We start from the raw sequence: 22,951 nt of genomic DNA, 5'->3' as shown, positions 1-22,951 counted from the left end.
CTCCGGCCCGCCGCTCCCGCCAGGCCCGGCCCGCCTCCCCCTACGCGCCGGCGGCCTCCGCGTCCTCCTCCCGGCTCTCCCCGCCCCGGTACTCGCACGACCGCGGGACGTCCCGGCGCGGTGCGACCATCAGCCGCGAGCCCGGCCCCTGCGCGGCCAGCATGTCGCCGGGGTTGGCCAGCGCGCAGCGGTCCAGGGAGAGGCAGCCGCACCCGATGCAGTCGGTCAGGCCGTCGCGCAGGCGCTGGAGCTGCCGGATCCGGTCGTCCAGCTCCGCCCGCCACAGCGCCGAGAGCCGCGCCCAGTCCTCCCGGTTCGGGGTGCGCTCGTCCGGGAGCGCCGACAGGGCGTGCTGGATCGTCTTCAGCGGGATGCCGACCCGCTGGGAGACCCGGATGAAGGCGATCCTGCGCAGCGTGTCGCGGCTGTAGCGGCGCTGGTTGCCCGCCGTACGGCGGCTGCGGATCAGGCCCTTGGCCTCGTAGAAGTGCAGGGCCGAGACGGCGACTCCACTGCGTGCGGCGACCTGGCCGACGGTGAGCTCCGAGTTCTGGGACACGCTTCACCCTACTTGACCTTAACCATGCTTCAGGTTGCAGGCTGCCACCATGACGACCACACAGGTGTTCACCGAGGCGGAACTCGACTACCTCGCCGGGCAGAGGCTCGGCCGGCTGGCCACGGCGGCGCCCGGCGGCGCCCTCCAGAACAGTCCCACCGGCTTCCGGTACAACCCCGCGACCGGCACGATCGACATCTACGGCCGGGCGCTGGGCGCGACGAAGAAGTTCCGCAACGTCAGGGCGGCCGGCCGGGTGGCGTTCGTGGTGGACGACCTGGCCTCCACCGACCCCTGGCGGGTCAGGGGCGTGGAGATCCGGGGCACCGCCGAGGCCGTCGAGGACCACGACCCGCCCGCGCCGTACCTCAGCCGGGAGGTCATCCGCATCCACCCGGAGCGGATCATCTCGTGGGGCGTCGACCCGGAGCACGACGGCATGCGGGGGCGCGACGTCCGGCCCCGCACATCTGGGACTGCACAGGATGATCGGGTAGAAATGGGCACATGACGAGAGCACTGGTGCTGGGCGGCGGCGGAGTCGCGGGGATCGCGTGGGAGGCCGGGATCGTCACCGGCCTGCGGCGCGCGGGCGTGGAGCTGGGGACGGCGGACCTCGTGGTGGGCACCTCGGCGGGATCGGTGGTGGGCGCGCTGGTCACCACCGGCGCGGATCTGGAGAGCGCGGTCGCCGCCCAGGCCGGGTCGGAGACGGAGGCGAGGGTTCCCGCCGTCGACATGGAGGCGGTCATGGCCGCCTTCGGCATCCTGTTCGACCCGTCGCTGGAGCCCCGGGAGGCCCGCAGGCGGGTGGGGGCGATGGCGATGGCGACCAAGGACACCGGGGCCAGGATCGAGACGATCGGCGAGCGGCTGCCGGTGAAGGAGTGGCCGGAGTGCCGGCTGCTCGTCACCGCGGTCGACGCCGGCACCGGCGAGTTCGTCGTCTGGGACCGTGACTCCGGGGCGCCCCTGGTCTCGGCGGTCGCCTCCAGCTGCGCCGTCCCCTGCGTCTTCCCCCCGGTGGAGATCGGCGGCCGCCGCTACATGGACGGCGGCGTCCGCTCGGCGACCAACGCCGACCTGGCGAAGGGCTCCTCGGCCGTGGTGATCGTGGAGCCGATGGCGCACCTCTCCCCGAGGTCGCGTTTCAGGTCCGAGGTCGCCGAGCTCGGCGACGCCGCGGTCGCCCACGTCGCCCCCGACGAGGCGTCCGTCGCCGTCTTCGGCGCCAACGTGCTCGACCCGGCGCTCTGGCGCCCGGCCTTCGACGCCGGGCTCGCCCAGGCCCTCGCGGTCGCCGACGCCGTGGGCAAGACCTGGTCGTGACCGCGCCCCTGTGGATCGTCAGCGGGCCGCCGGGAGCGGGCAAGTCGACCGTGGCGGCGGCCCTGCTGGCCCGGCTCGCCCCCGTGCCCGCGCTGCTGGACAAGGACACGGTCTACGGCGGATTCGCCGCCGCCACCCTCCGGGCGCACGGCCGCGATCCCAGCGAGCGCGAGGGGCCGTGGTACGACGAGCACGTCAAGTGCCACGAGTACGCCGGCCTGACCGCGCTGGCCCGGCAGATCCGCGCCCACGGCTGCCCGGTGCTGCTCGACGGCCCCTTCACGAGCCAGGTCCATGACGCGGCGCTGTGGGAGCGCTGGGTCGCAGAGCTGGGCGGGCCCCCGGTCCGGCTGGTGTGGGTGCGGTCGGACGGGCCGACCCTGCGCGCCCGGCTGGAGCGGCGGGGCCTGGCCCGCGACGCCGGGAAGCTCGCCCGGTTCGGGGAGTACCTGCGGGCGATCAGGGTGGACGAGCCGCCGGCGGTCCCGCACGTCGAGATCGACAACCGTCCCGGGGCGCCGCCCGTCGGCGAGCAGGTGGAGCGGGCCGCGGGTCAGTAGTCCACTTCCCAGTCGTGCGGGCCGAGGATGTAGATGCCGCCCCGGGTCTTGAGCCACCCGTTCTCCGTCAGGAAGGCGAGGCTCCGCCGTACGGTCTCCTCGGGCAGGCCCGTCATGTGGACCACGTCGGCGACGTGGGCGGCGCGGCGCTGCGTGGAGACCGCGGCCACCGCCTCGTAGACCGTGGTGTCGTCGGTGGACATGGTCTGGACGTCGTGCTGGATGTGCATGGCCGTACCTCCTCGGGTCGGGCCCGGCGGTCCGCGCGGGCACCGGTCAGCGCTGCCGGGCTCCCTCGCGCAGCCGCTCGGGGTCGACCTGGCGCTCGGGATGGCGGCGCAGGTACTCCTCCTCGAGTTCCTCGGTGCGCGCGGTGTGGTTGGCCAGCGCGTCCCCGGAGCCGTGCAGGAACGTGTCGGTCCGGGTCGCGTGCAGCTGCCGCAGCTCCCGCAGGAGGTCGTCCTCCGCCAGGTCCTTCGGATCGATTCCCATCGTCATGGGATCCGCCTACCCCGTCGCGGCTCGTGCTCACCTCCCGGACGGCTCCCGCGTTTGGAACGATTCCACGAAATTGAGTCAGATTTCATGACTTGTTTGGATTGCGGGCATACCGTCACGGCCTTACCTTCGCGATATGGATCTCGAGCTCCGACACCTCAGGATCGTGCGCGCGGTCGCCGAGGCCGGGAGTGTCACCAAGGCGGCCACCCATCTCGGGCTGGCCCAGCCCGCGCTGACCGCGCAGCTCAAGCGGATAGAGCGGGTGCTCGGGGGGGCGCTGTTCGACCGCGACCACAACGGCGCGAGGCCCACGCCTCTCGGGGAGCTGGTGCTGGCCAGGGCGCGGGTGCTGCTGCCCGCCGCCCGGGAGCTCCAGGAGGAGGCCGTGCGGTTCGCCAACACCGGCGGGGAGATCCCCCAGTACCGGCTGGGGGCCACCAACGGGCCGATCCTCGGCGGGCTGGTGGACCGGCTCATGACGGCCTGGCCGTCGACGCCGGTCATCACCTACTCCTCCTGGTCGGCCAGGGAGCTGACCACCATGGTGATGACGGGCCGGCTCGACTTCGCGATCATCGGCACCTGCGGCGAGAGTCCTCCGCCCGTGGACGGTCCGGTGGTGTGGCGCACCGTGGGGGTGGACCCGGTCTTCGTCCTGCTCAACGAGGACCATCCGCTGGTGGGGCGGCAGGAGGTGGAGCTGGCCGAGCTGGCCGGGCAGCAGTGGGCGGCCACCCCGGGCGACGGCTGCTTCGGCGACTGCTTCGCCGCGGCCTGCTCCCGCGCGGGGTTCACGCCCCGGACCATGTACGAGACCGACGTGGCCACGGCCATGCATCTGGCCAAGGTCGGCCGGGCCGCCGTCCTGTGCCAGGCGACCTTCCAGCCCGCGGCCGGGCTGGGAATGGTCCCGATCGCCGGCGCGCCGCTGCGCTGGCGGCAACTGCTCGGCTGGCACCCGGACGGGCCCGCCGCACCGGCCGCCGACGTGGTCGCCGAGCACGCCAGGGCCGCGCACTCCGACGCCGTACGGCGCAGCGGCCGTTACGCCTCCTGGCTGGCCGGCAACCCGAGCTTCGGCACCTCGCCATAGCCTCGGACCGCAGGACGGCCATAACTTCGCATTATCCACCTAAGTCACACAAGGAGCTTTACTAGCGAACAAACATATATAACACGACGCTAGTGATTAATTGGGAGAGCCATTCCTCGTGTCCGCGCCCTTACCGTGGCGGCGCACCCCCCGAACACGAGGAGAGATCCCCATGCTCCGCAGCAGAGCCGTGACGGCGGGCCTCGCGCTCGCCCTCACGCTGGTGGCCGTCCCCGCCATCGCCCACGCCGTGACCTCCGGCGGTTCCGCCCCCGAGTCCCTCTACGCCCAGGCCAGGGCGGAGGCGGCGACCACCGTCCGGCCCGAGCCCGGGATGGTCGAGGCCCTCAAGCGCGACCTGAACCTCACCGGCGAGCAGGCCTCCACCCGCCTGATCAACGAGGCCGCCGCGAGCGCGGTCGAGCCCGTCCTGCGCCAGCGGCTCGGCGGAAGCTACGCCGGTGCCTGGGTGACCGGCCCCACCGCCGAGTTCGTGGTCGCCACCAGCGACTCCACCAAGGTCTCCGCCATCCTCAAGGCCGGCGCGCAGGCCAAGCTCGTCAAGCACTCGCTGGCCACGCTGGACGCGGCCAAGGCCCAGCTCGACCAGCGCGCGGAGGAGATCTCCGAGGCGGCCTCGCTCTGGTACGTCGACGTGCGGAGCAACAGCGTCGTCGTGCTCGCCCGCGACACCGCCGAGGCCCGCGGCGCCGTGGGCGGCAGCGGCCTGGCCGCCTCCGTGGTCCGCGTGGAGCAGTCGGACGAGCAGCCCAGGGCCCTCTACGACGTGCGCGGCGGCGACGCCTACTACATGGGCTCCGGCGGGCGCTGCTCGGTCGGCTTCTCGGTGACCAAGGCCGGCAGCCAGGGCGGCTTCGTCACCGCCGGCCACTGCGGCCGGGCCGGGACCACGACCAGCGGCCACAACCGGGTCGCCCAGGGCACCTTCCGCGGCTCGTCCTTCCCCGGCAACGACTACGCCTGGGTCGAGGTCAACTCGAACTGGACCCCCACCGGCGTCGTCAACGCCTACAACTCCGGCATCCTGCCGGTCCGCGGCTCCACCCAGCGGGCGGTCGGCTCGTCCATCTGCCGCTCCGGCTCCACCACCCAGTACCACTGCGGCACCATCAGCCAGCACAACACCAGCGTCACCTACCCCGAGGGCACCATCACCGGCGTGACCCGCACCACGGTGTGCGCCGAGCCCGGCGACTCCGGCGGCTCCTACATCTCCGGCGACCAGGCCCAGGGCGTCACCTCCGGCGGCTCGGGCACCTGCTCCTCCGGCGGCACCACCTACCACCAGCCCGTCAACGAGATCCTCTCCGCCTACGGCCTCACCCTGGCCACCGCGGGCGGCGGCCCCGACCCCAGCCCGTCGCCGACCGTGACCCAGCCGGGCGGCACCTGGGCTCCGAACACCGCCTACGCCGTGGGCGCGCAGGTGACCTACGGCGGCGCGACCTACCGGTGCCTGCAGGGGCACACCTCGCTGCCGGGCTGGGAGCCGCCGAACGTTCCCGCGCTCTGGCAGCGCCTGTGAACCGCACCGCCGGGTGACGCCGGGCCGGTGCCCGGCCGAACGGCACCGCCCCGGTCCGGGCCGGGAAGCCCCGCTTCCCGGCCCGGACCGGCTTCCGCCCCGCGGCCCGGCCCTACCGCAAGGGACCCATAACGCGGCGATAGGGACGAACTGATAGAGCCGCTCCTCGTGGCCGCGCCGTTACGTTAACGGCGCACCCCCCAACATGAGGAGAGATCACATGCTCCGCAGCAGTGCCGTGACGGCGGGCTTCGCGCTCGCCCTCACGCTGGTGGCCACCCCTGCCATCGCCCACGCGGGCCCCGGCGGCTCATCCGCCCCCGAGTCCCTCTACGCCCAGGCCAAGGCGCAGGCCGCGGCCGCCGCCCAGCCCGAGCCCGGGCTGATCGACGCCCTCAAGCGCGACCTCGGCCTCACCGGCGAGCAGGCCGCGGCCCGCCTGGTCAACGAGGCCGCCGCGGCCAAGGTCGAACCGACGCTCAGCAGGCAGCTCGGCGAGCACTTCGCCGGCGCCTGGGTGACCGGCCCCACCGCCGAGTTCGTGGTCGCCACCAGCGACTCCACCAAGGTCTCCGCGATCCTCAAGGCCGGCGCGCAGGCCAAGCTCGTCAAGCACTCGCTGGCCACGCTGGACGCGGCCAAGGCCCGGCTCGACGAGCTGGCCGGCAGCGCGCCCAGGTCGATCCCGTCCTGGTACGTCGACGTGCAGAACAACAGCGTCGTCGTGCTCGCCCGCGACACCGCCGAGGCCCAGTCCTTCGTGGACGGCAGCGGCCTCGACGCCTCGCTCGTCCGGGTCGAGGCCTCCAGCGAGGAGCCCAAGCCGTTCTACGACGTGCGCGGCGGCGACGCCTACTACATGGGCGGGCGCTGCTCGGTCGGCTTCTCGGTGACCAAGGCCGGCAGCCAGGGCGGCTTCGTCACCGCCGGCCACTGCGGCGACGTCGGCACCGCCACCCAGGGCCACAACCGGGTCGCCCAGGGCACCTTCCGCGGCTCGTCCTTCCCCGGCAACGACTACGCCTGGGTCGAGGTCAACTCGAACTGGACCCCCACCGGCGTCGTCAACGCCTACAACTCCGGCATCCTGCCGGTCCGCGGCTCCACCCAGCGGGCGGTCGGCTCGTCCATCTGCCGCTCCGGCTCCACGACGGGCTACCACTGCGGCACCATCAGCCAGCACAACACCAGCGTCACCTACCCCGAGGGCACCATCTCCGGCGTGACCCGCACCACGGTGTGCGCCGAGCCCGGTGACTCCGGCGGCTCCTACATCTCCGGCGACCAGGCCCAGGGCGTCACCTCCGGCGGCTCGGGCAACTGCTCCTCCGGCGGCACCACCTACCACCAGCCCGTCAACGAGATCCTCTCGGTGTACGGCCTCACCCTGGCGGGCGGCACCACCCCGCCGACCGGCTGCTCCGGCTACCAGAACACCTACAACGGCTCGCTGAGCTCCAACCAGAACGCCTACCAGCCGGGCACCGGCGGCTACACCGCCGCCGCGGGCACCCACCGCATCTGCCTGGACGGCCCGAACGGCACCGACTACGACGCCTACCTGCAGAAGCTCAGCGGCTCCACCTGGACCACCGTGGCCCAGGGGATCACGCCCAACCCCGACGAGGCCTTCACCTACAACGGCACGGCGGGCACCTACCGGGTCCGGGTCCACGCCTACAGCGGATCCGGTTCCTACACCCTCGGCCTGACCAGGCCGTAGACCGGCGCCGGGCCGGCCGCGGAGCCGGTCCCCGGCACGCACCACGACCGCGGCGCCGCCGTCCCCCGCCCGGGACGGCGGCGCCGCCGCGTGCCGGGCGGACGCCGTTCCCCTCTCCGCGAACCCGCCCGGTGCACCGCGGGCACCTCCGCTGGAACATGATGGACGGATGAGCGAACTCATGCCCCGGGACGAGGGCGCGGACCTGTCCGCGGTGATCGCCAACCTGTCGCGTTCGGCGGAGACCCTCGCGCGGGTCGCCGACGAGGTGGAGCGGGAGCCGCTCCCGCCCGGCCTGGTCGCGGCGCTCCCCCGGACCGAGCCCGCCGCGCTGCTGCTGGCGGCCCGCTCGGCCGAGGGCGAGGGCCGCTCGTTCGAGGCGGCCGGCCTCGTCGCCGAGGCGCTCGCCCTCGATCCGGGCCTGGCTCCGGCGGAGCGGGACGCGGCCGAGTACGCCGCCTGCCGCACCGACCCCCGCCGGGAGCTCCCGGACCGGGCCGCGCACCTGTTCCGGCAGCTGACCGCCTACCTCTACCGTCCGGCCCGCCGCCATCTGGTCGAGGAGCTGGTGGCGCGGAGCGTGCGGGTGGCGGAGCTCGCCCTGGCCGACCTGGCCCTGTTCGAGCACGACGTGATCGGCGAGTTCCTGGACGCGCGGGGCGAGTGGCTGCGCGAGGACGAGGTGCGGCTGCTGGAGTCGTGGCGGAGGGTCCCGACGCGGCTGTGGGAGGTCCTGTCCGTGGCCGGGGAGGAGGTCACCCTGAGCGACTGCGAGGACGGCGGCGAGGACAAGGTGACCGTGACCGACGCGCTCCTGTCCGGGCAGGCCCTTCCCGGCGACCTGATGCTGACCCGGGTGCTGCCGGACGGAGCCGGCCCGCGCGTGTTCGGCCACCCGTTCAAGGTGGACCCCGCGCGCAGGGACGAGATGCTCGCCCTGCTCACCGGCTCCGTCGACCCCGTCGCGGTCGCGGCCTTCTTCAGGCGGCCTGCGGGGCCGGCGTCCGGCGGGACTCCCACCACAGCGCAGCCCCGGTGATCACCGCGCCCAGTCCCTCCCACAGTCCGACGCCGAGGAACTTCGCGGGTGCCTCGCCGGTGACCACCAGCGTGGTGAAGACGGTGAAGGTGACCAGGCGGAACGGGACGGTCCAGAGGAAGAAGGGCCGGAAGTCCACGGCCGCCGCGAGCATGTAGTAGATCCCCATGTTCACCGCGGCCATGGACGAGGCGGCCATGTAGACCAGGGTGTAGTCGCCGGGCGCGCGGGTCTCGAGGACCTCGAACCCGAGCATCTCCAGTGTCGTGGAGGGCGAGAACAGCCCCAGGAGGCCGAGCAGGAACGCGAGCAGGCCGAAGACCGCGATGGTCCAGCCGGACGGGGTGCGCGGGAGCCGCACGGGGTGCCTCCAGGAGAGTGGTGCTGACCTGACCGTCGCCGTGAGGTGTAATCTCAGGCGATCCTGATCGCGCATTTCATCACGAAATTTCCCCCCAAGGCGACGCATGGACAACTCTGGCCGGCCGATTCGCTTCAAAGTCACCGCCCTGCTGCTGGTGCCGATCGTCTCCCTCGTGCTGCTCTGGGGCTTCGCCGCCGGCCTGACCCTGGGTGACGGCATGCGGCTCCTGGAGATCAACACCCTGGTCAACGGCGTGGCCACCCCGTCGGAGAAGGCGGTCATCGAGCTCCAGCACGAGCGGCTGCAGTCGGCCCGCCACCTGCGCGGCAGGGCGGACCAGGAGACCCTCGTCCGGCAGCGGCTCACGTCCGACCAGGCTCTCGCGGCGTTCCGCAGGCTGGCGTCCGCCGACGACACGCAGGACGCGGTCGACGAGGACCTGCGGATCCGGCTCACCACCCTCTTCGCCGAGCTCGACCGGCTCCCCGCCATCCGCGCCCTGGTCGACTCCCGCTCCGCGGACCCCGTCCGGGTGATCGACTCCTACAACAAGATCATCGATGCGACGTTCCGCGTGTACGACCAGATGATCCTGGTCCCGGACATCACGATCTACCAGCAGGCCCGGTCGGTCACCGCGCTCGGCGAGGCCAAGGAGCTCCTGGCCCGGCAGCGGGCGCTGCTGTCGGCCGCGGGCGGGGGCGGGAGGCTGAGCGACGCCGAGCACGCCGCGTTCACCAGGATGGTCTCGACCCACCGCCTGGTGCGGCGGCAGGCCATGGCCACGCTCGACGCCGGGCTGCGCGCGCCGTACGACCGGCGGGAGTTCGCCCTGCTCCACCGCGACTTCGTGCTGCTGGAGAGCCGGGTGACGGCCTCCCGCCAGGTGCCGTCCGACCTGACGCCGGTGGAGCGGCTCTGGACCGAGGTGGAGCGCGACCAGGCCGAGGTCGTCGACCTGCTGGTCACCCGGGTCACCCCGGCCGCGGTCGGCATCCTGGTCCAGATCGCGGTCGCCGGCGGGCTCGGCCTGATCATGCTGGTGCTCTCGGTGCTGCTCTCCCTGCGGTTCGCCGGGCGGCTCGCCGCCGAGCTGGGCGCGCTGCGGGACGCGGCCGGGGAGCTGGCGGAGGTACGGCTCCCGCACCTGGTGGACCGGTTGCGACGGGGACAGGACGCGCCGGAGGAGTCGCTGCCCGAGATCGAGGGGGCCCCGGAGATCCGCGACATCGGGCACGCGCTGGACTCGGTCCGGCACACCGCCTACGAGGCCGCCGCGGACCAGGCCAAGCTCCGCCGGGGGGTCAGCCAGGTCTTCGTCAGCCTGGCCCGGCGCAACCAGTCGCTGCTCCACCGCCAGCTCACCCAGCTCGACGCGATGCAGCGCAAGGAGGAGCAGCCCGAGACGCTCGCCGACCTCTACAGCCTGGACCACCTCACCACCAGGATGCGCCGCCACGCGGAGAACCTGATCATCCTGTCCGGCGCGACGCCCGGCCGGGGCTGGCGCAAGCCGGTCCCGGTGGTGGACGTGCTGCGCGCGGCGGTGGCGGAGGTCGAGGAGTACGCCCGGGTGCAGGTGCTGCCCGTGCCCTCCGCCGCGCTGACCGGGAGCGCCGTGGCCGACGTCATCCACCTGATCGCGGAACTGGTGGAGAACGCGACGGTGTTCTCCCCGCCGCAGACCCGGGTGCTCGTCCGCGCCGAGCTCGCCGCGGCCGGGCTGGCGGTCGAAGTGGAGGACCGCGGGCTGGGCATCCCGGAGCCGGAGCTGGCCGAGCTCAACCGCCGCCTGGCCGAGAGCCCGGAGTTCGATCTCGCCGACAGCGACCGGCTCGGGCTGTTCGTGGTCGCGATGCTCGCCTCCCGCCAGGGCGTCCGGGTCACCCTGCGCCCCTCCCCCTACGGCGGGATCAGCGCGATCGCCCTCATCCCGGCCGCGATCCTCGCCGAGGAGGCCCCCGCCCTGCAGTGACTCCGGCCCCGGAGGAACACCGGCCGTCCATGGGAGGAGCCAAGGACTCCCCGGCGGAAACGCCCTCCCGGGAACACGGTGTCTCCCGGGACACCGGGTCGGTTCAGCCGATCCCGTACACCCGGGCCGCGACGCCGCCGAACACGTCGTCCCGCTCGGCGGCGGACAGGCCCGCCGTGAGCGCCCTCGCCGTACCGAGCACGTCCTCGTACGGCGCGGCGAGCAGGCAGACGGGCCAGTCGGAGCCGAACATGACCCGCTCCGGCCCGAAGGCCTCCAGGACCGTCTCGGCGTAGGGCCGCAGGTCCTCGACCGTCCACGTCGCCCAGTCGGCCTCGGTGACCAGCCCGGAGAGCTTGCAGGTGACGTTGGGCCGGGCGGCCAGCTCCCGGACCAGCCCGGCCCAGGGCTCCAGCCCACCCGAGGCGACCGGCGGCTTGGAGCAGTGGTCGAGCACGAAGGCCGTCCCCGGCAGGGCGGTCACGGTCTCGATCGCGGCGGGGAGCTGGTGCGGCAGGGTCAGCAGCTCGTAGACGAGGCCGGCCTCCCCCACCGCCCGCAGTCCGGCGCGCACGTCGTCCCGGCAGAGCCAGCGCGGGTCCGCCTCCCCCTGCACCTGGTGCCGGACGCCCCGCAGGTAGCCGCCGCCGGGCGCGGCCCGGAGCGCGGCGAGGTCCTCGGCGGCCGAGGACGCGGTCAGGTCCGTCCAGCCGACCACCGCCGCGATGAGCCCGTGCGCCTCGGCCAGGGCCAGGAACTCCGGCGTCTCCTCCCGTACGGTGACCGTCTGCACGAGCACGGTGGCCGTGACCCCGTTCGCCGCGGCCGGGAGGTCCCCGATCGCGAAGTCCCTCCGCAGCGGCGCCAGCGCCGGCCCGGTGATCCAGTCCTGGTCCCGCACGGACAGGTCCCACACATGGTGATGCGCGTCGATCACGGCTCTCCCGGAGGCAAGTGGTCGGATCATTCAAACAAGAAGGCCAGCGAAGACAGGCATTCCGCTGAGATCTCAGAATATGGATCGGATCTCCTGCTCGGCGAAGACGCCCAGTGCCCCGGCCTGAGGTGGAGGCCGCGGGACGGACCGGACCGTCCCGCTCAGCCGGAGCGGGCGTCCTGGGCGACGGCCTCGGTGAACCAGCGGGTGATGGTCGCCGGGTGTGTTATGGCGGTGCCGACGACGACGGCGTGGGCACCGCGCCGGAGGGCCTCGGCGGCCTGCTCGGGGCTGTGGATCCGGCCTTCGGCGATCACCGGGACGGGCAGGTCCGCGGAGAGCCGGGCGACCAGGTCGAGGTCCGGGCCGGGGCCGACGCGCGAGTACGGGGTGTATCCGGCGAGGGTCGTCCCCACGACGTCGGCGCCCGCCTCCGCAGCGGCCACGCCCTCCTCGTAGGTCGAGACGTCGGCCATGACCGGCCGCCCGGTGCGCTCGTGCACCGCCCGGACGGTCTCGGCGAGCGTACGGCGGTCCGGGCGCGGGCGGCCGGTGCCGTCGAGGGCGACGACGTCGGCGCCGGTCCCGGCCACCGCGAGGGCGTGCTCGAGGGTGGGCGTGATGAAGACGTCGCCGTCGCCGTCCTTCCACAGGCCGATGAGCGGCAGGTCGAGCGCGGCCCGGATGAGCCGCAGGTCCTCCAGTCCCTGGGCGCGGATGCCCGCCGCGCCGCCGATCGCGACCGCCTGCGCCACCCGGCGCATCGTCTCCGGGTCGCGCATCGGCTCGCCGGGGTAGGCCTGGCAGGACACCACGAGACGGCCGCGCAACGCGGCGAGTAGCGGATTCACGGGAACACCTCGGAAATCGTTCGGATCATGCGGGGGTCCGTCCGGCCGCCTCCGGAGCCAGCCGTACGGCGGTGCATGCCGGGCTCATCGCTCCGGCTCCAGGACGAGCCGGGCCGCGCCGAGCAGAGCGGCGGCGCCGCCGAGCGCGGCGGGTTCGACGGGGATGTCACGCAGCGCGGGCAGCGCCTCGGCGCTGACCGCCTCCAGGAGCGCGTCCCACCAGAGCGCGCCGCATCCGGCGACGCCGCCGCCGACGACCACGATCTCCGGGTCGATGACGTTCAGGAGACCTCCGATCGCCGAGCCGAGCGCGGTCGCGCCCTCGGTCAGGACGGCCGCGGCGACCGGGTCGCCCGCCTCGGCGAGCCGGGCGACCTCGGCGAGGTGCGTGACCTCGTCCCGACGGGCGACTTCGGCCGCGGCGGCACGGGGTCCCGGAACCGCGGCCTCGCCGGTGTGGACGGCGGCGGCGCGGCGGCGGTACTCGGCGAGCAGGGCGGGGCCCGAGGCGACCGCCTCGACGTGGCCGCGCCCGCCGCACGGGCAGGGCCGGCCGGCCGCCGCGGCGACCGGCAGGTGACCGGCGTGGCCGGCCGCGGAGTGCGCGCCGTGCCGTACCCGGCCGCCGAGGAGGAGAGAGGCGCCGATGCCGGTGCCGGCCGCGACCAGCAGCACGTCGCGGTAGCCCGCGGCGGCCCCGCGCCACTGCTCGCCGAGCGCGTGCGCGTGCACGTCGTTGTCCACGGCGACCGGCAGGCCGAGCGCCCGGGAGAGCTCGCCGCGCAGGTCGGTGCCGGCCCACCCGGCGATGGCGCCGGTGGCCGAGACCACCACGCCGCGCCGGGGGTCGACGACCCCGGCGCTGCCGACGCCCACCGCCGTGACGGTCCCCGGGCCGCCGTCGGGCCCCGGGCCGCCGGGCCCCGCGTGGCCGGGCTTCACGCCGCCACCGGACCCTGCGCCGCCGCCGAGCTCCGCCAGTTCGCGGACCAGCTCGGCGGCGGTCCGCATGACCTCGGCCGGTCCCCGGGTCGCGGGGGTCGGCCTGGTCCGTACGGCCAGCAGCTCGCCGGAGGGATCGACCAGTCCGGCCGAGGTCTTGGTGCCGCCGATGTCCACTCCGACGACCGGCCCCGGACGCGCCGGGGCCCGCCCGCCCGTCTCGGAAGGGCTCACGTCGGCGGGACCTCTCCGCCCGGAGCGGTCCGCGCTGCGAACGCGATCACAGGAGCCCGGCCTCCTCCAGGCGGGCGGCCACGGCGCGGGTCTCGTCGGCGGTCAGCTCGCGCATCGGCGCGGAGACCGCCGCGTGCGCGATGACGCCGCGCAGGGCGAGCCCCGCCTTGAACGCGCCGACGCCCCGGGTGCTGCCCCCGGCGGTCGCCGGGTCCACCGCGTCGACGATGCCGAACAGCCGGGTCAGGCGGTCCTGCTCGGCCCTGGCGTCGTCCCAGCGGCCCTCGGCGCAGGCCCGGACCAGGCGCACGTACCCGTGCGGGTCGACGTTGCCCAGGCCCGGCACCGCGCCGTCCGCCCCGGCGAGCATCATCGCGTCGACGACGACCTCGTGGCCGGTCAGCGCCGAGAAGCCCGGCAGGTCCGCGGTGCCGAGCACGACCTGGCGGAAGCCGACGTCGTCGCCGCTGGAGTCCTTGAGCCCGTCGATCACCCCGTCGGCGGCCAGCGCCAGCACCTGGTCGACGGCCAGCTTGCTGTGGACCGAGACCGGTACGTCGTAGGCGAACATCGGCAGGTCGACCGCGGACCGGACCGCCCGGAAGTGGCGGTCGATCTCCAGGGGGTGGATGCGGGTGTAGAACGGCGCGGTCACCACGGTGGCGTCGGCGCCGAGCTTCGCGGCGATCTCGGCCCGCTCGACCACCCGGGCGGTCGTCGTCTCGATGCAGCCGGCGAGCACGGGAACCCGGCCCGCGGCCGTCCGGATGACGACCTCCAGCGCCTTGTCGCGCCGGGCGTCGGTGAGGAAGGCGGACTCGCCGGAGCTGCCGAGCGCGAACAGGCCGGTGACCCCGGCCTCGATCTGGAAGTCGACCAGCCGCTCCAGCGAGGCGGCGTCGACCTCGCCGTCCGGTGTCAGGGGGGTGACGACCGGGGGGACGACTCCGCCGAAGCGGGGTTCACGGGCGCTCACAGGGTGCTCCTTGTCTGGGTTTCCGGGGAGATCTGGGTTTCGGGATGGGTCCGTACGGCGTTTCCGGCCGCGCGGAGGCGTTCGATCATGCGGGGATCCCCGTTCACGAGGGGTCCGCGGTCACGTGGAGACCTCCGCCCGCGCGAAGGTCCGCGGTCATGCGGGGGTCTCCGGGTGGATGCAGTGCCAGGAGTGGCGGCTGTCCGGGCCCGCCTGCACGGCGTGCGGGAACCCTGCTGCGGGGAACTCTGCCGCGCACTCCTCGGTCGCCTTCCAGCAGCGGGTGCGGAACGGGCAGCCCGACGGCGGGTGCGTGGCCGACGGCACCGGGCCGGTCAGCACGATCCGCTCGCTCCCGCCGAGCAGGCTCGGGGCGGCGGAGAACAGCGCGCGGGTGTACGGGTGGCGGGCCGCCCCGGCCACCTCGGCGGCCGGGCCCTCCTCGACGACGCGGCCGAGGTACATGACCGCGATCCGGTCGGCGAGGTAGCGGACCGTCTGGATGTCGTGCGAGATGAACACCAGGCCGAGCCCGAGCCGGGCGCGCAGGTCCACCAGGAGGTTGAGCACCTGGGCGCGGACCGAGACGTCGAGCGCGCTGGTGGGCTCGTCGGCGACGATCACGTCGGGTTCGAGCGCCAGGGCGCGGGCCACGGCGACCCGCTGGCGCTGCCCGCCGGAGAGCCCGCCGGGCAGCGCGTCCGCGACGTGGCCGGGCAGCCCGACCAGACCGAGCAGCTCGCGCACGCGCTCCTCGCGCTGCCGTACGGTCCCGCGCCCGTGCACGTCCAGCGGGTCGCGCAGGATGCGCCGGATGGGCAGCCGGGGGTTGAGCGCGGTGGAGGCGTCCTGGAACACCATGGCGACGGCCGAGCCGAAGCTCTCGCGCCGCGCCTTCGCGGGCAGGGACCACAGGTCGTCGCCGCGGAAGCGCACCGTGCCCGAGCTGGGCGGCTGGAGGCCGACCACCACCTTGGCCAGTGTGGACTTGCCGCAGCCGGACTCCCCGACGACGCCGAGGATCTCACCCCGGCCGACGGACACGGTCGCGTCGGTGAGGGCGTGCACCCGGTCGCGGCGGATCAGTCCGCCGCTGCGCGCGGTGTGCACGACGTGCACCCGGTCGAGGCTGACGACCGGCTCGTTCCCCGCGGGTACGGCGGGCCCGCCGGCGACCGGCTCCGTCGCGGCCGACCCGTTCATGGCCGGCTTGTTCATGACCGGCTTGTTCACGGCCGTCCTCCTTCGTGGGCGCCGCTCGGCTGCAACCGCTCCCCGGCCCGTACGGTGCCCGGGTGGAAGCAGGCGTGCGCGTGGACGTGCGGGTCGCCGTCGAGCTCCGGCCGCGTCGTGCGGCAGATCCCGGTGGCGGCCGCGCACCGGCCGGCGAAGCGGCAGCCGGGGCCGAAGTCCTGCGGCGCGGGCACCACGCCCGGGACCTGGTGCAGCCGCTCGGCCCCGGCCTCCAGGGAGAGCACGGAGCCGAGCAGTCCGCGGGCGTAGTGGTGCCGGACGCCGGAGAACAGCGCCGGGGCCGTGCCGGCCTCCGCGAGCTGGCCGGCGTACATCACCGCGATCCGGTGCGCCAGCTCGCCGACCAGGCCGAGGTCGTGCGAGACGAGCACCATGGCGAAGCCGAGCTCGTCGCGGAGCCGCCCGAGCAGCTCGACCACCTGGGCCTGCACGGTCACGTCGAGCGCGGTCGTCGGCTCGTCGGCGACGAGCAGGCGCGGGCTGCGGGAGAGCGCCATCGCGATCAGCACCCGCTGGCGCTGGCCGCCGGAGAGCTCGTGCGGGTAGCTGCGCAGGGTCCGCCGGGGGTCCAGGCCGACCAGTTCGAGCAGCTCCTCGGGGCTGCGCGTGCCGCCCCTGCGGGTGAGCTGCCTCAGCTGGGTCCCGGCGAGGACCGACGGGTTCAGCGAGGACATCGCGTCCTGGTAGACCATGGCGATCTCCGGGCCGGAGATCGCCCGCCGCTGCCGGGGAGGCAGGGCGAGGATGTCCCGCCCGCCGTACTCGATGCTCCCGCCGGCCTGCGCGCCGCGCGGGAGCAGGCCCATGATCGCGAGGCTGGTCAGGCTCTTGCCGCAGCCGGACTCCCCGACCAGGCCGAGCGTCTCACCGGCGCGCACGTCGAACGAGAGCGACTGCACGACCGGGACGTCGCCGTAGCGCTGCGGGAAGCGGATCGTCAGGTCCCTGACCGAGAGCAGGGTCGCGGCCCCCGGCGGCAGCGGGGCGACCCGGGGCGCGCGCCCGGTCGTCACCGCGGCGAGCCGGGCGAGCGCGGCCTGGACCCCGGCGTCCGGGCCGGAGCCCGGCGCCTCGTCCACGGGCGCGGCGCCGCCGGGAGGTACGGCCTCCACGGCGTCCGCGGAGTCTGCCCGCGCGCCGTCCGCCAGCCCGGTCACCACGGAGTCCGCGGCCGGTACGGCGGTCGCGGCCTCGGCGGCCGGGAGCCCGGCGGCCTGCCGCGTCTTTCGGAGAGCCGTGCGCGGGGCGGCCCAGGCGTCGGTCAGCCCCTCGGCGAGCAGGTTGAGCGCGAGCACCGTGACCAGGATCGCCAGGCCGGGGAAGAACGTCGCCCACCAGCCGCCGGACAGCACGATCTGCCTGCCGTACGCCAGGACGTTGCCCCAGCTCGGGGCCGGGTCCTGGATGCCCGCGCCGATGAACGACAGGCTCGCCTCGAAGATGATCGCGTCGGCCACCAGCACGGTCGCGAAGACCATGATCGGTGCGGCGCAGTTGACCGCGACGTGCCGGACCAGGATGTACCGGCGCGGGGCGCCGATCACCCGTTCGGCCGCGACGTAGTCCTCGCCGTACTGGGCCAGGACGTTGGCCCGTACCACCCGGGTGAGCTGCGGGACGTACAGGAAGGCGATGGTCCCGATCAGCACCGGGAGGTTGCGGCCGAAGACCGCCACCAGCACCGCGGCGAGCGCGATTCCGGGGAAGGACATGACCACGTCGAGGACGCGCATGATGCCCTCGCCGACGAGCTTGCGGGAGGTGGCCGCGAGGCTGCCGAGCACCGCGCCGGCGAGCACCGCGACGGCGGTCGCCCCCAGGCCGATGAGCAGCGAGGACCGTGCGCCGTGCACGACGCGGGCCAGGACGTCGCGCCCGGCGCGGTCGGTGCCGAACCAGTGCTCGGCGTCGGGCGGGGTGGCCGGGACGCCGGTCGCGAGCGGGTCGCCCGCCACCAGCGGGGCCGCCGCGGCCAGCAGCCCGACCGCCGCCAGGATGGCGAGGGAGACGAGCGCGGCCGGGGAGAGGCGGGAGAAGCGGATGCCCGGACGGGAGAGCCGGGCGGTGAGCTGGGATCGGAACATGGTCACACCACCCGGATCCGCGGGTTGACGACGAGGTAGAGCAGGTCGACGACGAGGTTGACCACGAGGAACGTCACCGCGATCGCCAGCACCGCACCCTGCACCAGGGCGACGTCGCCGTTGGTGACGCCGTCGAGGATGAGCTTGCCCATGCCGGGCAGGTCGAAGATGGTCTCGATGACCACGGCGCCGCTGAGCAGGTAGCCCACCCGCAGGCCGAGCACGGTCAGCGGGGTGATGAGCGCGTTGCGCAGCGCCCCGCGCACCACGACCGCGCGGGGCAGTCCGTTGCCCGTGGCGGTGCGGATGTAGTCGCGGTCCAGCTCCTCGACCATCGAGGTGCGGACCAGGCGCGCCAGCGAGGCCGCGACGGGCACGGCGATGGCGGCCGCCGGGAGGGTGAGCGACTGCAGCCACCCGGTGAGGGAGTCGGCGGGGTTGACGTAGCCGCCGGTCGGGAAGAGCCCGGCGCCGAGCGCGAACTCCTGGATCAGCAGGATGCCGAGCCAGAAGGACGGCACCGCCACGCCCGCGATCGAGAGCAGCCGGGTCAGCTGGTCGGGCCAGCGGTCGCGGAAGAGCGCGCCGGTGATGCCGAGGGCGAGGGCTCCGGCGACCGCGAGCACGAGCCCGAGCAGGGTGAGCTGCACGGTCAGCGGGAAGGCCGTGGCGATGCGGTCGGCCACCGGGGCGGCCGGCGGGGCGGTGTGGCCGAGGTCGCCCTGCGCCAGTTGCCCGAGGAACCGCGCGTACCGCAGCGGGAGCGGGTCGTTCAGCCCGTGCGCCTGCGCGTAGGCCGCCCGGGCCTCGGGACTCGCGCTCTCGCCGAGCGCGTTGTAGGCCGGGTCGTTCGGCGAGAACTGCAGGACGACGAAGACGAGCAGGGTGACCCCGGCCAGCATGAGCGGCAGGGTCGCCAGCCGTCTCGCGGCCAGTCGTAGAAACGCGGACATGGTGTCTTTCTCGTCGCGGGCGGATCAGCGGGCGGACCGGCCGGGAGCGGTGGATCACGCGGATGGGCGGATCACGCGGATCGGGCCGGTCGTGCGGATCAGGCGAGGCCGACGTCGAGGAACGACAGGCCCGTGGTGGGGACGGGCCTGAAGCCGGTGAGCTTCTTCTCGTTCCAGGCGGTGGGCAGCTTGCGGTGCAGGATCGGGTAAAGCGGGGCCTCCTCGGCGATGATGTCGACCGCCTCGGCCCAGAGCCTCTTCTGCTCGGCCGCGTCGTCCGTCTTCGCCGCCGCGTCGAGCAGCTCCAGGACCTTCTCCGCCTCGGCGGTGCCGTTCCAGCGGAAGCGCTTCTCGGGCCAGAGGCCGTCGAAGAACCAGCGCAGCAGCAGGTCCATGTCGTTGCCGAAGACCGACGGATCGCCGGGGGCCACCAGGACCTGGAACTTCCCGGGGTCGATCTTGTTGGTGTACTGCCCGCCGGACTGGCCGATGTCGAGGGTGGTCTCCACGCCGGCGGCGTCCCAGCCCTCCTTGATGACCGGGACGGCGTCCTTCACCCAGCCGGCGTCGGTGGTCACCATGGTGACCTTCAGCCCGGAGACGCCCGCCTCCTTCAGCAGAGCCTTGGCCTTCTCGGGGTCGTAGCCGTAGACGGTCGCGGCCTCGGCGTAGGCCGGGTGGGTCTGCTGGACGTAGCCGGTGGCCGCGGCGGCGTTGCCGAGCATCGCCGTCCTGATCAGCTTCTCGGTGTCGATGGCGTAGTGCAGCGCCTGCCGTACGCGCTTGTCGTCGAAGGGCTTCTCGGCGCAGTTGAACATGAGGAAGAGCAGGCCGAAGGACTGGGCGGCCTCCAGCGTGCTCTTGCGGGCGACCTTCTCCACGTCGATGTAGGGGACGTCCTCGATGACCGCGACCCGGCCGGACTCCAGCGCGGTGACGCGGGCCGACGGGTCGGACAGCAGCCGCCAGACCATGTTCTTCGCCTTGGCCGGGCGGGTGCCGTTGTACTCGTCCCACCGCTCAAAGACGATCTTGTCTTCCTTGGTGGCCTCGACCAGCCGGTACGGCCCGGATCCGACGGGCCTGGCGTCGAAGGCGGTCCCGTCCTTCTCCACGAGCGCCTTGGGCACGATCTTGACGACCGCGAGCCGCTCCTTGAGCAGCGGGAAGGCGTACTTGAGCTTGATCTCCACGCTCTTCGGGCCGGTCGCGGCGACGCTCTCGACGAACGGGATGAACTGCACCATGAGCGAGGCGTTCGCCGGGTCCATCACCCGCCGGAAACTGAAGACCACGTCGTCGGCCGTCACCGGCGAGCCGTCGTGGAAGGTCGCGCCCTCCCGGAGCGCGACCCGGTAGGTCGTCTCGCCGGCCTTCTCCAGCTCGCCGGCGGCCAGCGCGGCGTAGGACTCGCGGCTCACCGGGTCGAGGTCGAACAGGGCCTCGAAGACGTGCATGTTGGCGGCGACCGGGGTCGCGCCGGAGGAGGTCATCGGGTCGAAGCCGGTGGACAGGGCGTAGGAGATGCCGGCCTCGATGGTGTCGGCGGCGGCCGGGGCCGCGCTCCCTGTCGAGGCCGGACCGGAGCAGGCGGCCAGCGAGCCGGTGAACGCGGCGGCGGCGCCCGCCGCCCCGACGAACCGCAGGAAGCCTCGGCGGTCCAGGGACACGGCGGTGGGATGGGTCACGTCGTCCACTCCTCTTCGTTCTCGGCCGTCTCGGAAGGCCGCGGGGGGAATCACGGCAATCATATGACGTCTGATGTCTGATGCCGATAGGGTTGGAATGTAGAGGGCACCCCACGGAAGGGCAAGAGGTTGGTCGAGATCGCGCCCATCTCGCGACCGTCACGCGGCGCGACACCGCGCCGGCACGAGGTCGCCGAGCGCATCAAGCAGTACATCCTGCAGAACCGCCTGGGGCCGGGCGACGCCCTGCCGACCGAGGCGGAGCTGTGCGAGGCCGTCGGCGCGAGCCGCTCCAGCGTCCGTGAGGCGATCAAGACCCTCACCGCGCTGGACATCGTCGAGGTCCGCCACGGGCACGGCACCTACGTCGGGCGGCTCTCCCTGGCCGCGCTCGTGGAGAGCCTGACCTTCCGGGGCCTGCTCAGCCGGGCCGACGACTTCAGGGTCCTGTCCGAGCTGGTCGAGGTCCGCCAGACCGTGGAGCAGGGGATGGCGGCCTCCATCGTCAACGCCTCCGACGAGTCCCTCCACGGCGAGCTGCTCGACCTCGCCGAGCAGATGGCCGAGTGCGCCGCCCGGGGCGAGTCCTTCATCGAGCAGGACCGCGAGTTCCACCTGCTGCTCCTGGAACCGCTCGGCAACGAGCTGCTCACCCAGCTCACCGCCGCCTTCTGGGACGTGCACGCCATCGTGGCGCCCTCGCTCGGCACGACCTCCGAGTCCGTGCGGGAGACGGTCGAGGCGCACCGCGCGATCGCCCGGGCGGTCGCCGCCCGCGACGTCTCCGCGTTCATCCGGTCCGTCGAGGCCCACTACGCCCCGGTACGGCGCAACCTCCGGGAGAGCCTGGAGCACCGCGATCCGGGAGGGGCCCCCGCCGGGTGACCGGCCGTGCCCGCCACCTGCCGGGCACGGCGACCTCATCCGCCGCAGATCGACTGATTTCCTTCCCCACCCGGAGCATCAGCCCTTACTTATGGCGCCACTCAATCAAAAGTGATGCAATATCAGGCATAATGAACGGGCAGGGTCAGGCTAAGTCGTTTTGACGTGGCGAAAACGAGGGGTGTTGACTGTGCGCATGCTGAGCGAAGCGAGCGGTTCCATCGCCGGCGCGGGGGCGCTTCTGAGCATCCTGCGCGACGGCCGGGCCCGGACCCGGGCCGAGCTGGTGCAGTTGACCGGGCTGGCCCGCTCCACCCTGGCGCAGCGGCTGGACGCGCTCCTCAGCCAGCAGTGGATCGTCCCCACCGAGGAGGCCGTCTCCTCGGGCGGCCGTCCCGCCGTCGCCTTCACCTTCAACCGCTCCGCCCGCGTCGTCCTCGCCGCCGACCTGGGCGCCACCCACGCCCGGGTGGCCGTCACCGACCTGGCCACCGAGGTCCTGGCGGAGCGCGCGGCCGAGGTGCCGATCGACCGGGGCCCCGAGGCGACGCTCACCTGGCTCCAGCACACCTTCGAGGAGATGCTCGCCGAGACCGGCCACTCCCCGCGCGAGGTCTGCGGCATCGGCGTCGGGCTGCCCGGCCCGGTCGAGCACAGCTCGGGGAGGCCGGTCAACCCGCCGATAATGCCGGGCTGGGACGGCTTCCCCGTCCCCGAGTGGCTCGGCGAGCGGCTGGGGGCGCCCGTCCTGGCCGACAACGACGTGAACATCATGGCGCTGGGCGAGCACTGGGCCGCCCGGCCCGAGGCCGACCACCTGATCTTCGTCAAGGTCGGCACCGGCATCGGCTGCGGCATCATCAGCGACCGCCGGCTGCACCGCGGGGCGCAGGGCGCGGCCGGGGACATCGGGCACATCCGGGTCGCCTCCGCCCTCGACACCGTCTGCCGCTGCGGCAACGTCGGCTGCCTGGAGGCCGTCGCGGGCGGGGCCGCCATGGCGGCCCGGCTCCGCGCCGCCGGCGTGGAGGCCGCCGGCAGCCGCGACGTGGTCCGCCTGGTCCGCGCGGGCAACACCCAGGCCGTCCAGCTCATCCGCCAGACCGGACGCGAGCTCGGCGACGTCCTCGCCTCGATCGTGAACTTCTTCAACCCCTCGGTGATCGTGGTCGGCGGCGACATCGCGGAGGCCGGGGAGCAGGTGCTCGCCGGCCTGCGCGAGGTCATCTACAGCCGCTCGCTCCCCCTGGCCACCCAGCACCTGACCATCACCTCCAGCGAGCTGGGCGACCGGGCGGGCGTGATCGGCGCCGCCGTCATGGTCGTCGATCACGTCCTCTCCCCCGACACCGTCGACCAGGCCGTCACCCGGGCGTAGGGGCAGCCCTCCGTCCGGTTCCCCGGCGGGCCCTCCGTCCAGTTCCCCGGCGGGCCCGCCGTCCGGCCGCGCGCGCTCCG

Annotated in this window: 22 protein-coding genes; 10 read left to right on the top strand and 12 right to left on the bottom strand. The window is 73.8% G+C overall.

The window, feature by feature from the left end:
• Positions 1 to 40: 40 nt before the first annotated feature.
• Complete coding sequence (gene soxR / locus FHS22_RS04195) at positions 41 to 559, bottom strand: redox-sensitive transcriptional activator SoxR (RefSeq protein ID WP_184938580.1); 519 nt, start codon at positions 557 to 559, stop codon at positions 41 to 43.
• Between the two features lie 49 nt (positions 560 to 608).
• Here soxR and FHS22_RS04190 point away from each other — a divergent pair, with 49 nt between their 5' ends.
• The 3 genes from FHS22_RS04190 to FHS22_RS04180 are packed head-to-tail and all read left to right on the top strand — an operon-like array spanning position 609 to position 2,448.
• Positions 609 to 1,070 carry a PPOX class F420-dependent oxidoreductase gene (locus FHS22_RS04190; protein ID WP_184938578.1) on the top strand — a complete coding sequence of 154 codons (462 nt, stop codon included), beginning with the start codon at positions 609 to 611 and terminating at the stop codon, positions 1,068 to 1,070.
• Positions 1,067 to 1,888 (top strand): patatin-like phospholipase family protein, encoded by an 822-nt coding sequence (locus FHS22_RS04185; RefSeq protein ID WP_184938576.1) that lies wholly within the window; start codon positions 1,067 to 1,069, stop codon positions 1,886 to 1,888. The genes FHS22_RS04190 and FHS22_RS04185 overlap by 4 nt, the downstream gene beginning before the upstream one ends.
• Entirely contained in the window at positions 1,885 to 2,448 is a 564-nt protein-coding gene (locus FHS22_RS04180; RefSeq protein WP_184938575.1) for a P-loop nucleotide/nucleoside kinase family protein, read from the top strand. Before FHS22_RS04185 ends, FHS22_RS04180 begins: the two co-directional genes overlap by 4 nt.
• On the opposite strand, the gene FHS22_RS04175 is transcribed toward FHS22_RS04180, so the two are convergent.
• Together FHS22_RS04175 and FHS22_RS04170 are read right to left on the bottom strand one after the other, a co-directional pair.
• Positions 2,442 to 2,678 (bottom strand): helix-turn-helix domain-containing protein, encoded by a 237-nt coding sequence (locus FHS22_RS04175; protein ID WP_184938573.1) that lies wholly within the window; start codon positions 2,676 to 2,678, stop codon positions 2,442 to 2,444. The genes FHS22_RS04180 and FHS22_RS04175 overlap by 7 nt on opposite strands.
• A 46-nt stretch (positions 2,679 to 2,724) precedes the next feature.
• Positions 2,725 to 2,946 (bottom strand): DUF6158 family protein, encoded by a 222-nt coding sequence (locus tag FHS22_RS04170; RefSeq protein WP_184938571.1) that lies wholly within the window; start codon positions 2,944 to 2,946, stop codon positions 2,725 to 2,727.
• Between the two features lie 136 nt (positions 2,947 to 3,082).
• Here FHS22_RS04170 and FHS22_RS04165 point away from each other — a divergent pair, with 136 nt between their 5' ends.
• The 4 genes from FHS22_RS04165 (at position 3,083) to FHS22_RS04150 (ending at position 8,350) form a co-directional block, all read left to right on the top strand.
• The gene (locus tag FHS22_RS04165; protein WP_184938569.1) at positions 3,083 to 4,042 is read left to right on the top strand and encodes a LysR family transcriptional regulator; all 960 of its coding nucleotides are present in this window, start codon (positions 3,083 to 3,085) and stop codon (positions 4,040 to 4,042) included.
• A gap of 172 nt (positions 4,043 to 4,214) precedes the next feature.
• Positions 4,215 to 5,588, top strand: coding sequence for a carbohydrate-binding protein (locus tag FHS22_RS04160; protein WP_184938567.1), 1,374 nt, complete (start codon positions 4,215 to 4,217; stop codon positions 5,586 to 5,588).
• A gap of 220 nt (positions 5,589 to 5,808) precedes the next feature.
• Entirely contained in the window at positions 5,809 to 7,311 is a 1,503-nt protein-coding gene (locus FHS22_RS04155; protein ID WP_184938565.1) for a S1 family peptidase, read from the top strand.
• Positions 7,312 to 7,480: 169 nt separating this feature from the next.
• On the top strand, positions 7,481 to 8,350 hold the full coding sequence (locus FHS22_RS04150; RefSeq protein WP_184938563.1) for a hypothetical protein: 870 nt from the start codon (positions 7,481 to 7,483) through the stop codon (positions 8,348 to 8,350).
• Here FHS22_RS04150 and FHS22_RS04145 read toward each other — a convergent pair.
• A complete protein-coding gene (locus FHS22_RS04145; RefSeq protein WP_184938561.1) occupies positions 8,292 to 8,711 on the bottom strand; it encodes a hypothetical protein in 420 nt (139 codons plus the stop codon). The two genes, FHS22_RS04150 and FHS22_RS04145, sit on opposite strands and share 59 nt — an antisense overlap.
• A gap of 106 nt (positions 8,712 to 8,817) precedes the next feature.
• Between FHS22_RS04145 and FHS22_RS04140 the strand changes: the two genes are divergently transcribed.
• Positions 8,818 to 10,689, top strand: a complete 1,872-nt coding sequence (locus FHS22_RS04140; protein WP_184938559.1) for a sensor histidine kinase — start codon at positions 8,818 to 8,820, stop codon at positions 10,687 to 10,689.
• 103 nt (positions 10,690 to 10,792) lie between these two features.
• Here the strand turns inward: FHS22_RS04140 and FHS22_RS04135 are convergent, their stop codons facing one another.
• From FHS22_RS04135 to FHS22_RS04100, 8 genes are all read right to left on the bottom strand, one after another.
• On the bottom strand, positions 10,793 to 11,626 hold the full coding sequence (locus FHS22_RS04135) for an amidohydrolase family protein (RefSeq protein WP_338047586.1): 834 nt from the start codon (positions 11,624 to 11,626) through the stop codon (positions 10,793 to 10,795).
• Positions 11,627 to 11,787: 161 nt separating this feature from the next.
• The gene (locus FHS22_RS04130) at positions 11,788 to 12,477 is read right to left on the bottom strand and encodes an N-acetylmannosamine-6-phosphate 2-epimerase (RefSeq protein ID WP_184938555.1); all 690 of its coding nucleotides are present in this window, start codon (positions 12,475 to 12,477) and stop codon (positions 11,788 to 11,790) included.
• An 84-nt stretch (positions 12,478 to 12,561) separates the two neighbouring features.
• Positions 12,562 to 13,653 (bottom strand): ROK family protein, encoded by a 1,092-nt coding sequence (locus FHS22_RS04125; protein WP_338047585.1) that lies wholly within the window; start codon positions 13,651 to 13,653, stop codon positions 12,562 to 12,564.
• Between the two features lie 46 nt (positions 13,654 to 13,699).
• A complete protein-coding gene (locus tag FHS22_RS04120) occupies positions 13,700 to 14,629 on the bottom strand; it encodes a dihydrodipicolinate synthase family protein (protein WP_184938553.1) in 930 nt (309 codons plus the stop codon).
• A gap of 156 nt (positions 14,630 to 14,785) precedes the next feature.
• Complete coding sequence (locus FHS22_RS04115; RefSeq protein WP_338047584.1) at positions 14,786 to 15,862, bottom strand: oligopeptide/dipeptide ABC transporter ATP-binding protein; 1,077 nt, start codon at positions 15,860 to 15,862, stop codon at positions 14,786 to 14,788.
• On the bottom strand, positions 15,859 to 17,967 hold the full coding sequence (locus FHS22_RS04110) for a dipeptide/oligopeptide/nickel ABC transporter permease/ATP-binding protein (protein WP_184938551.1): 2,109 nt from the start codon (positions 17,965 to 17,967) through the stop codon (positions 15,859 to 15,861). The genes FHS22_RS04115 and FHS22_RS04110 overlap by 4 nt, the downstream gene beginning before the upstream one ends.
• A gap of 2 nt (positions 17,968 to 17,969) precedes the next feature.
• Positions 17,970 to 18,920 carry an ABC transporter permease gene (locus FHS22_RS04105; RefSeq protein ID WP_184938550.1) on the bottom strand — a complete coding sequence of 317 codons (951 nt, stop codon included), beginning with the start codon at positions 18,918 to 18,920 and terminating at the stop codon, positions 17,970 to 17,972.
• A 98-nt stretch (positions 18,921 to 19,018) separates the two neighbouring features.
• Positions 19,019 to 20,608, bottom strand: coding sequence for an ABC transporter substrate-binding protein (locus FHS22_RS04100; RefSeq protein WP_338047583.1), 1,590 nt, complete (start codon positions 20,606 to 20,608; stop codon positions 19,019 to 19,021).
• A gap of 129 nt (positions 20,609 to 20,737) precedes the next feature.
• On the opposite strand from FHS22_RS04100, the gene FHS22_RS04095 reads away from it, so the two are divergent.
• Positions 20,738 to 21,493 carry a FadR/GntR family transcriptional regulator gene (locus FHS22_RS04095; protein ID WP_221473205.1) on the top strand — a complete coding sequence of 252 codons (756 nt, stop codon included), beginning with the start codon at positions 20,738 to 20,740 and terminating at the stop codon, positions 21,491 to 21,493.
• Between the two features lie 196 nt (positions 21,494 to 21,689).
• Entirely contained in the window at positions 21,690 to 22,871 is a 1,182-nt protein-coding gene (locus FHS22_RS04090; RefSeq protein WP_184938546.1) for an ROK family protein, read from the top strand.
• Positions 22,872 to 22,951: the final 80 nt, after the last annotated feature.

The sequence above is a fragment of the Thiemannella venezuelensis genome (genome assembly GCF_014203605.1).
Classification (GTDB): Bacteria; Actinomycetota; Actinomycetes; order Streptosporangiales; family Streptosporangiaceae; genus Planomonospora_A; species Planomonospora_A venezuelensis.
This window is presented reverse-complemented; position numbering and strand designations above follow the sequence as displayed.

Excerpts from the sequence above, each read along its gene's own strand:
- FHS22_RS04160 (WP_184938567.1), top strand. The coding sequence starts at position 4,215 with ATGCTCCGCAGCAGAGCCGTGACGGCGGGCCTCGCGCTCGCCCTCACG.
- FHS22_RS04140 (WP_184938559.1), top strand. The coding sequence starts at position 8,818 with ATGGACAACTCTGGCCGGCCGATTCGCTTCAAAGTCACCGCCCTGCTG.
- FHS22_RS04175 (WP_184938573.1), bottom strand. The coding sequence starts at position 2,678 with ATGCACATCCAGCACGACGTCCAGACCATGTCCACCGACGACACCACG.
- FHS22_RS04165 (WP_184938569.1), top strand. The coding sequence starts at position 3,083 with ATGGATCTCGAGCTCCGACACCTCAGGATCGTGCGCGCGGTCGCCGAG.
- FHS22_RS04185 (WP_184938576.1), top strand. The coding sequence starts at position 1,067 with ATGACGAGAGCACTGGTGCTGGGCGGCGGCGGAGTCGCGGGGATCGCG.
- FHS22_RS04150 (WP_184938563.1), top strand. The coding sequence starts at position 7,481 with ATGAGCGAACTCATGCCCCGGGACGAGGGCGCGGACCTGTCCGCGGTG.
- FHS22_RS04105 (WP_184938550.1), bottom strand. The coding sequence starts at position 18,920 with ATGTCCGCGTTTCTACGACTGGCCGCGAGACGGCTGGCGACCCTGCCG.
- FHS22_RS04090 (WP_184938546.1), top strand. The coding sequence starts at position 21,690 with ATGCTGAGCGAAGCGAGCGGTTCCATCGCCGGCGCGGGGGCGCTTCTG.
- FHS22_RS04170 (WP_184938571.1), bottom strand. The coding sequence starts at position 2,946 with ATGACGATGGGAATCGATCCGAAGGACCTGGCGGAGGACGACCTCCTG.
- FHS22_RS04110 (WP_184938551.1), bottom strand. The coding sequence starts at position 17,967 with ATGTTCCGATCCCAGCTCACCGCCCGGCTCTCCCGTCCGGGCATCCGC.
- FHS22_RS04155 (WP_184938565.1), top strand. The coding sequence starts at position 5,809 with ATGCTCCGCAGCAGTGCCGTGACGGCGGGCTTCGCGCTCGCCCTCACG.
- FHS22_RS04190 (WP_184938578.1), top strand. The coding sequence starts at position 609 with ATGACGACCACACAGGTGTTCACCGAGGCGGAACTCGACTACCTCGCC.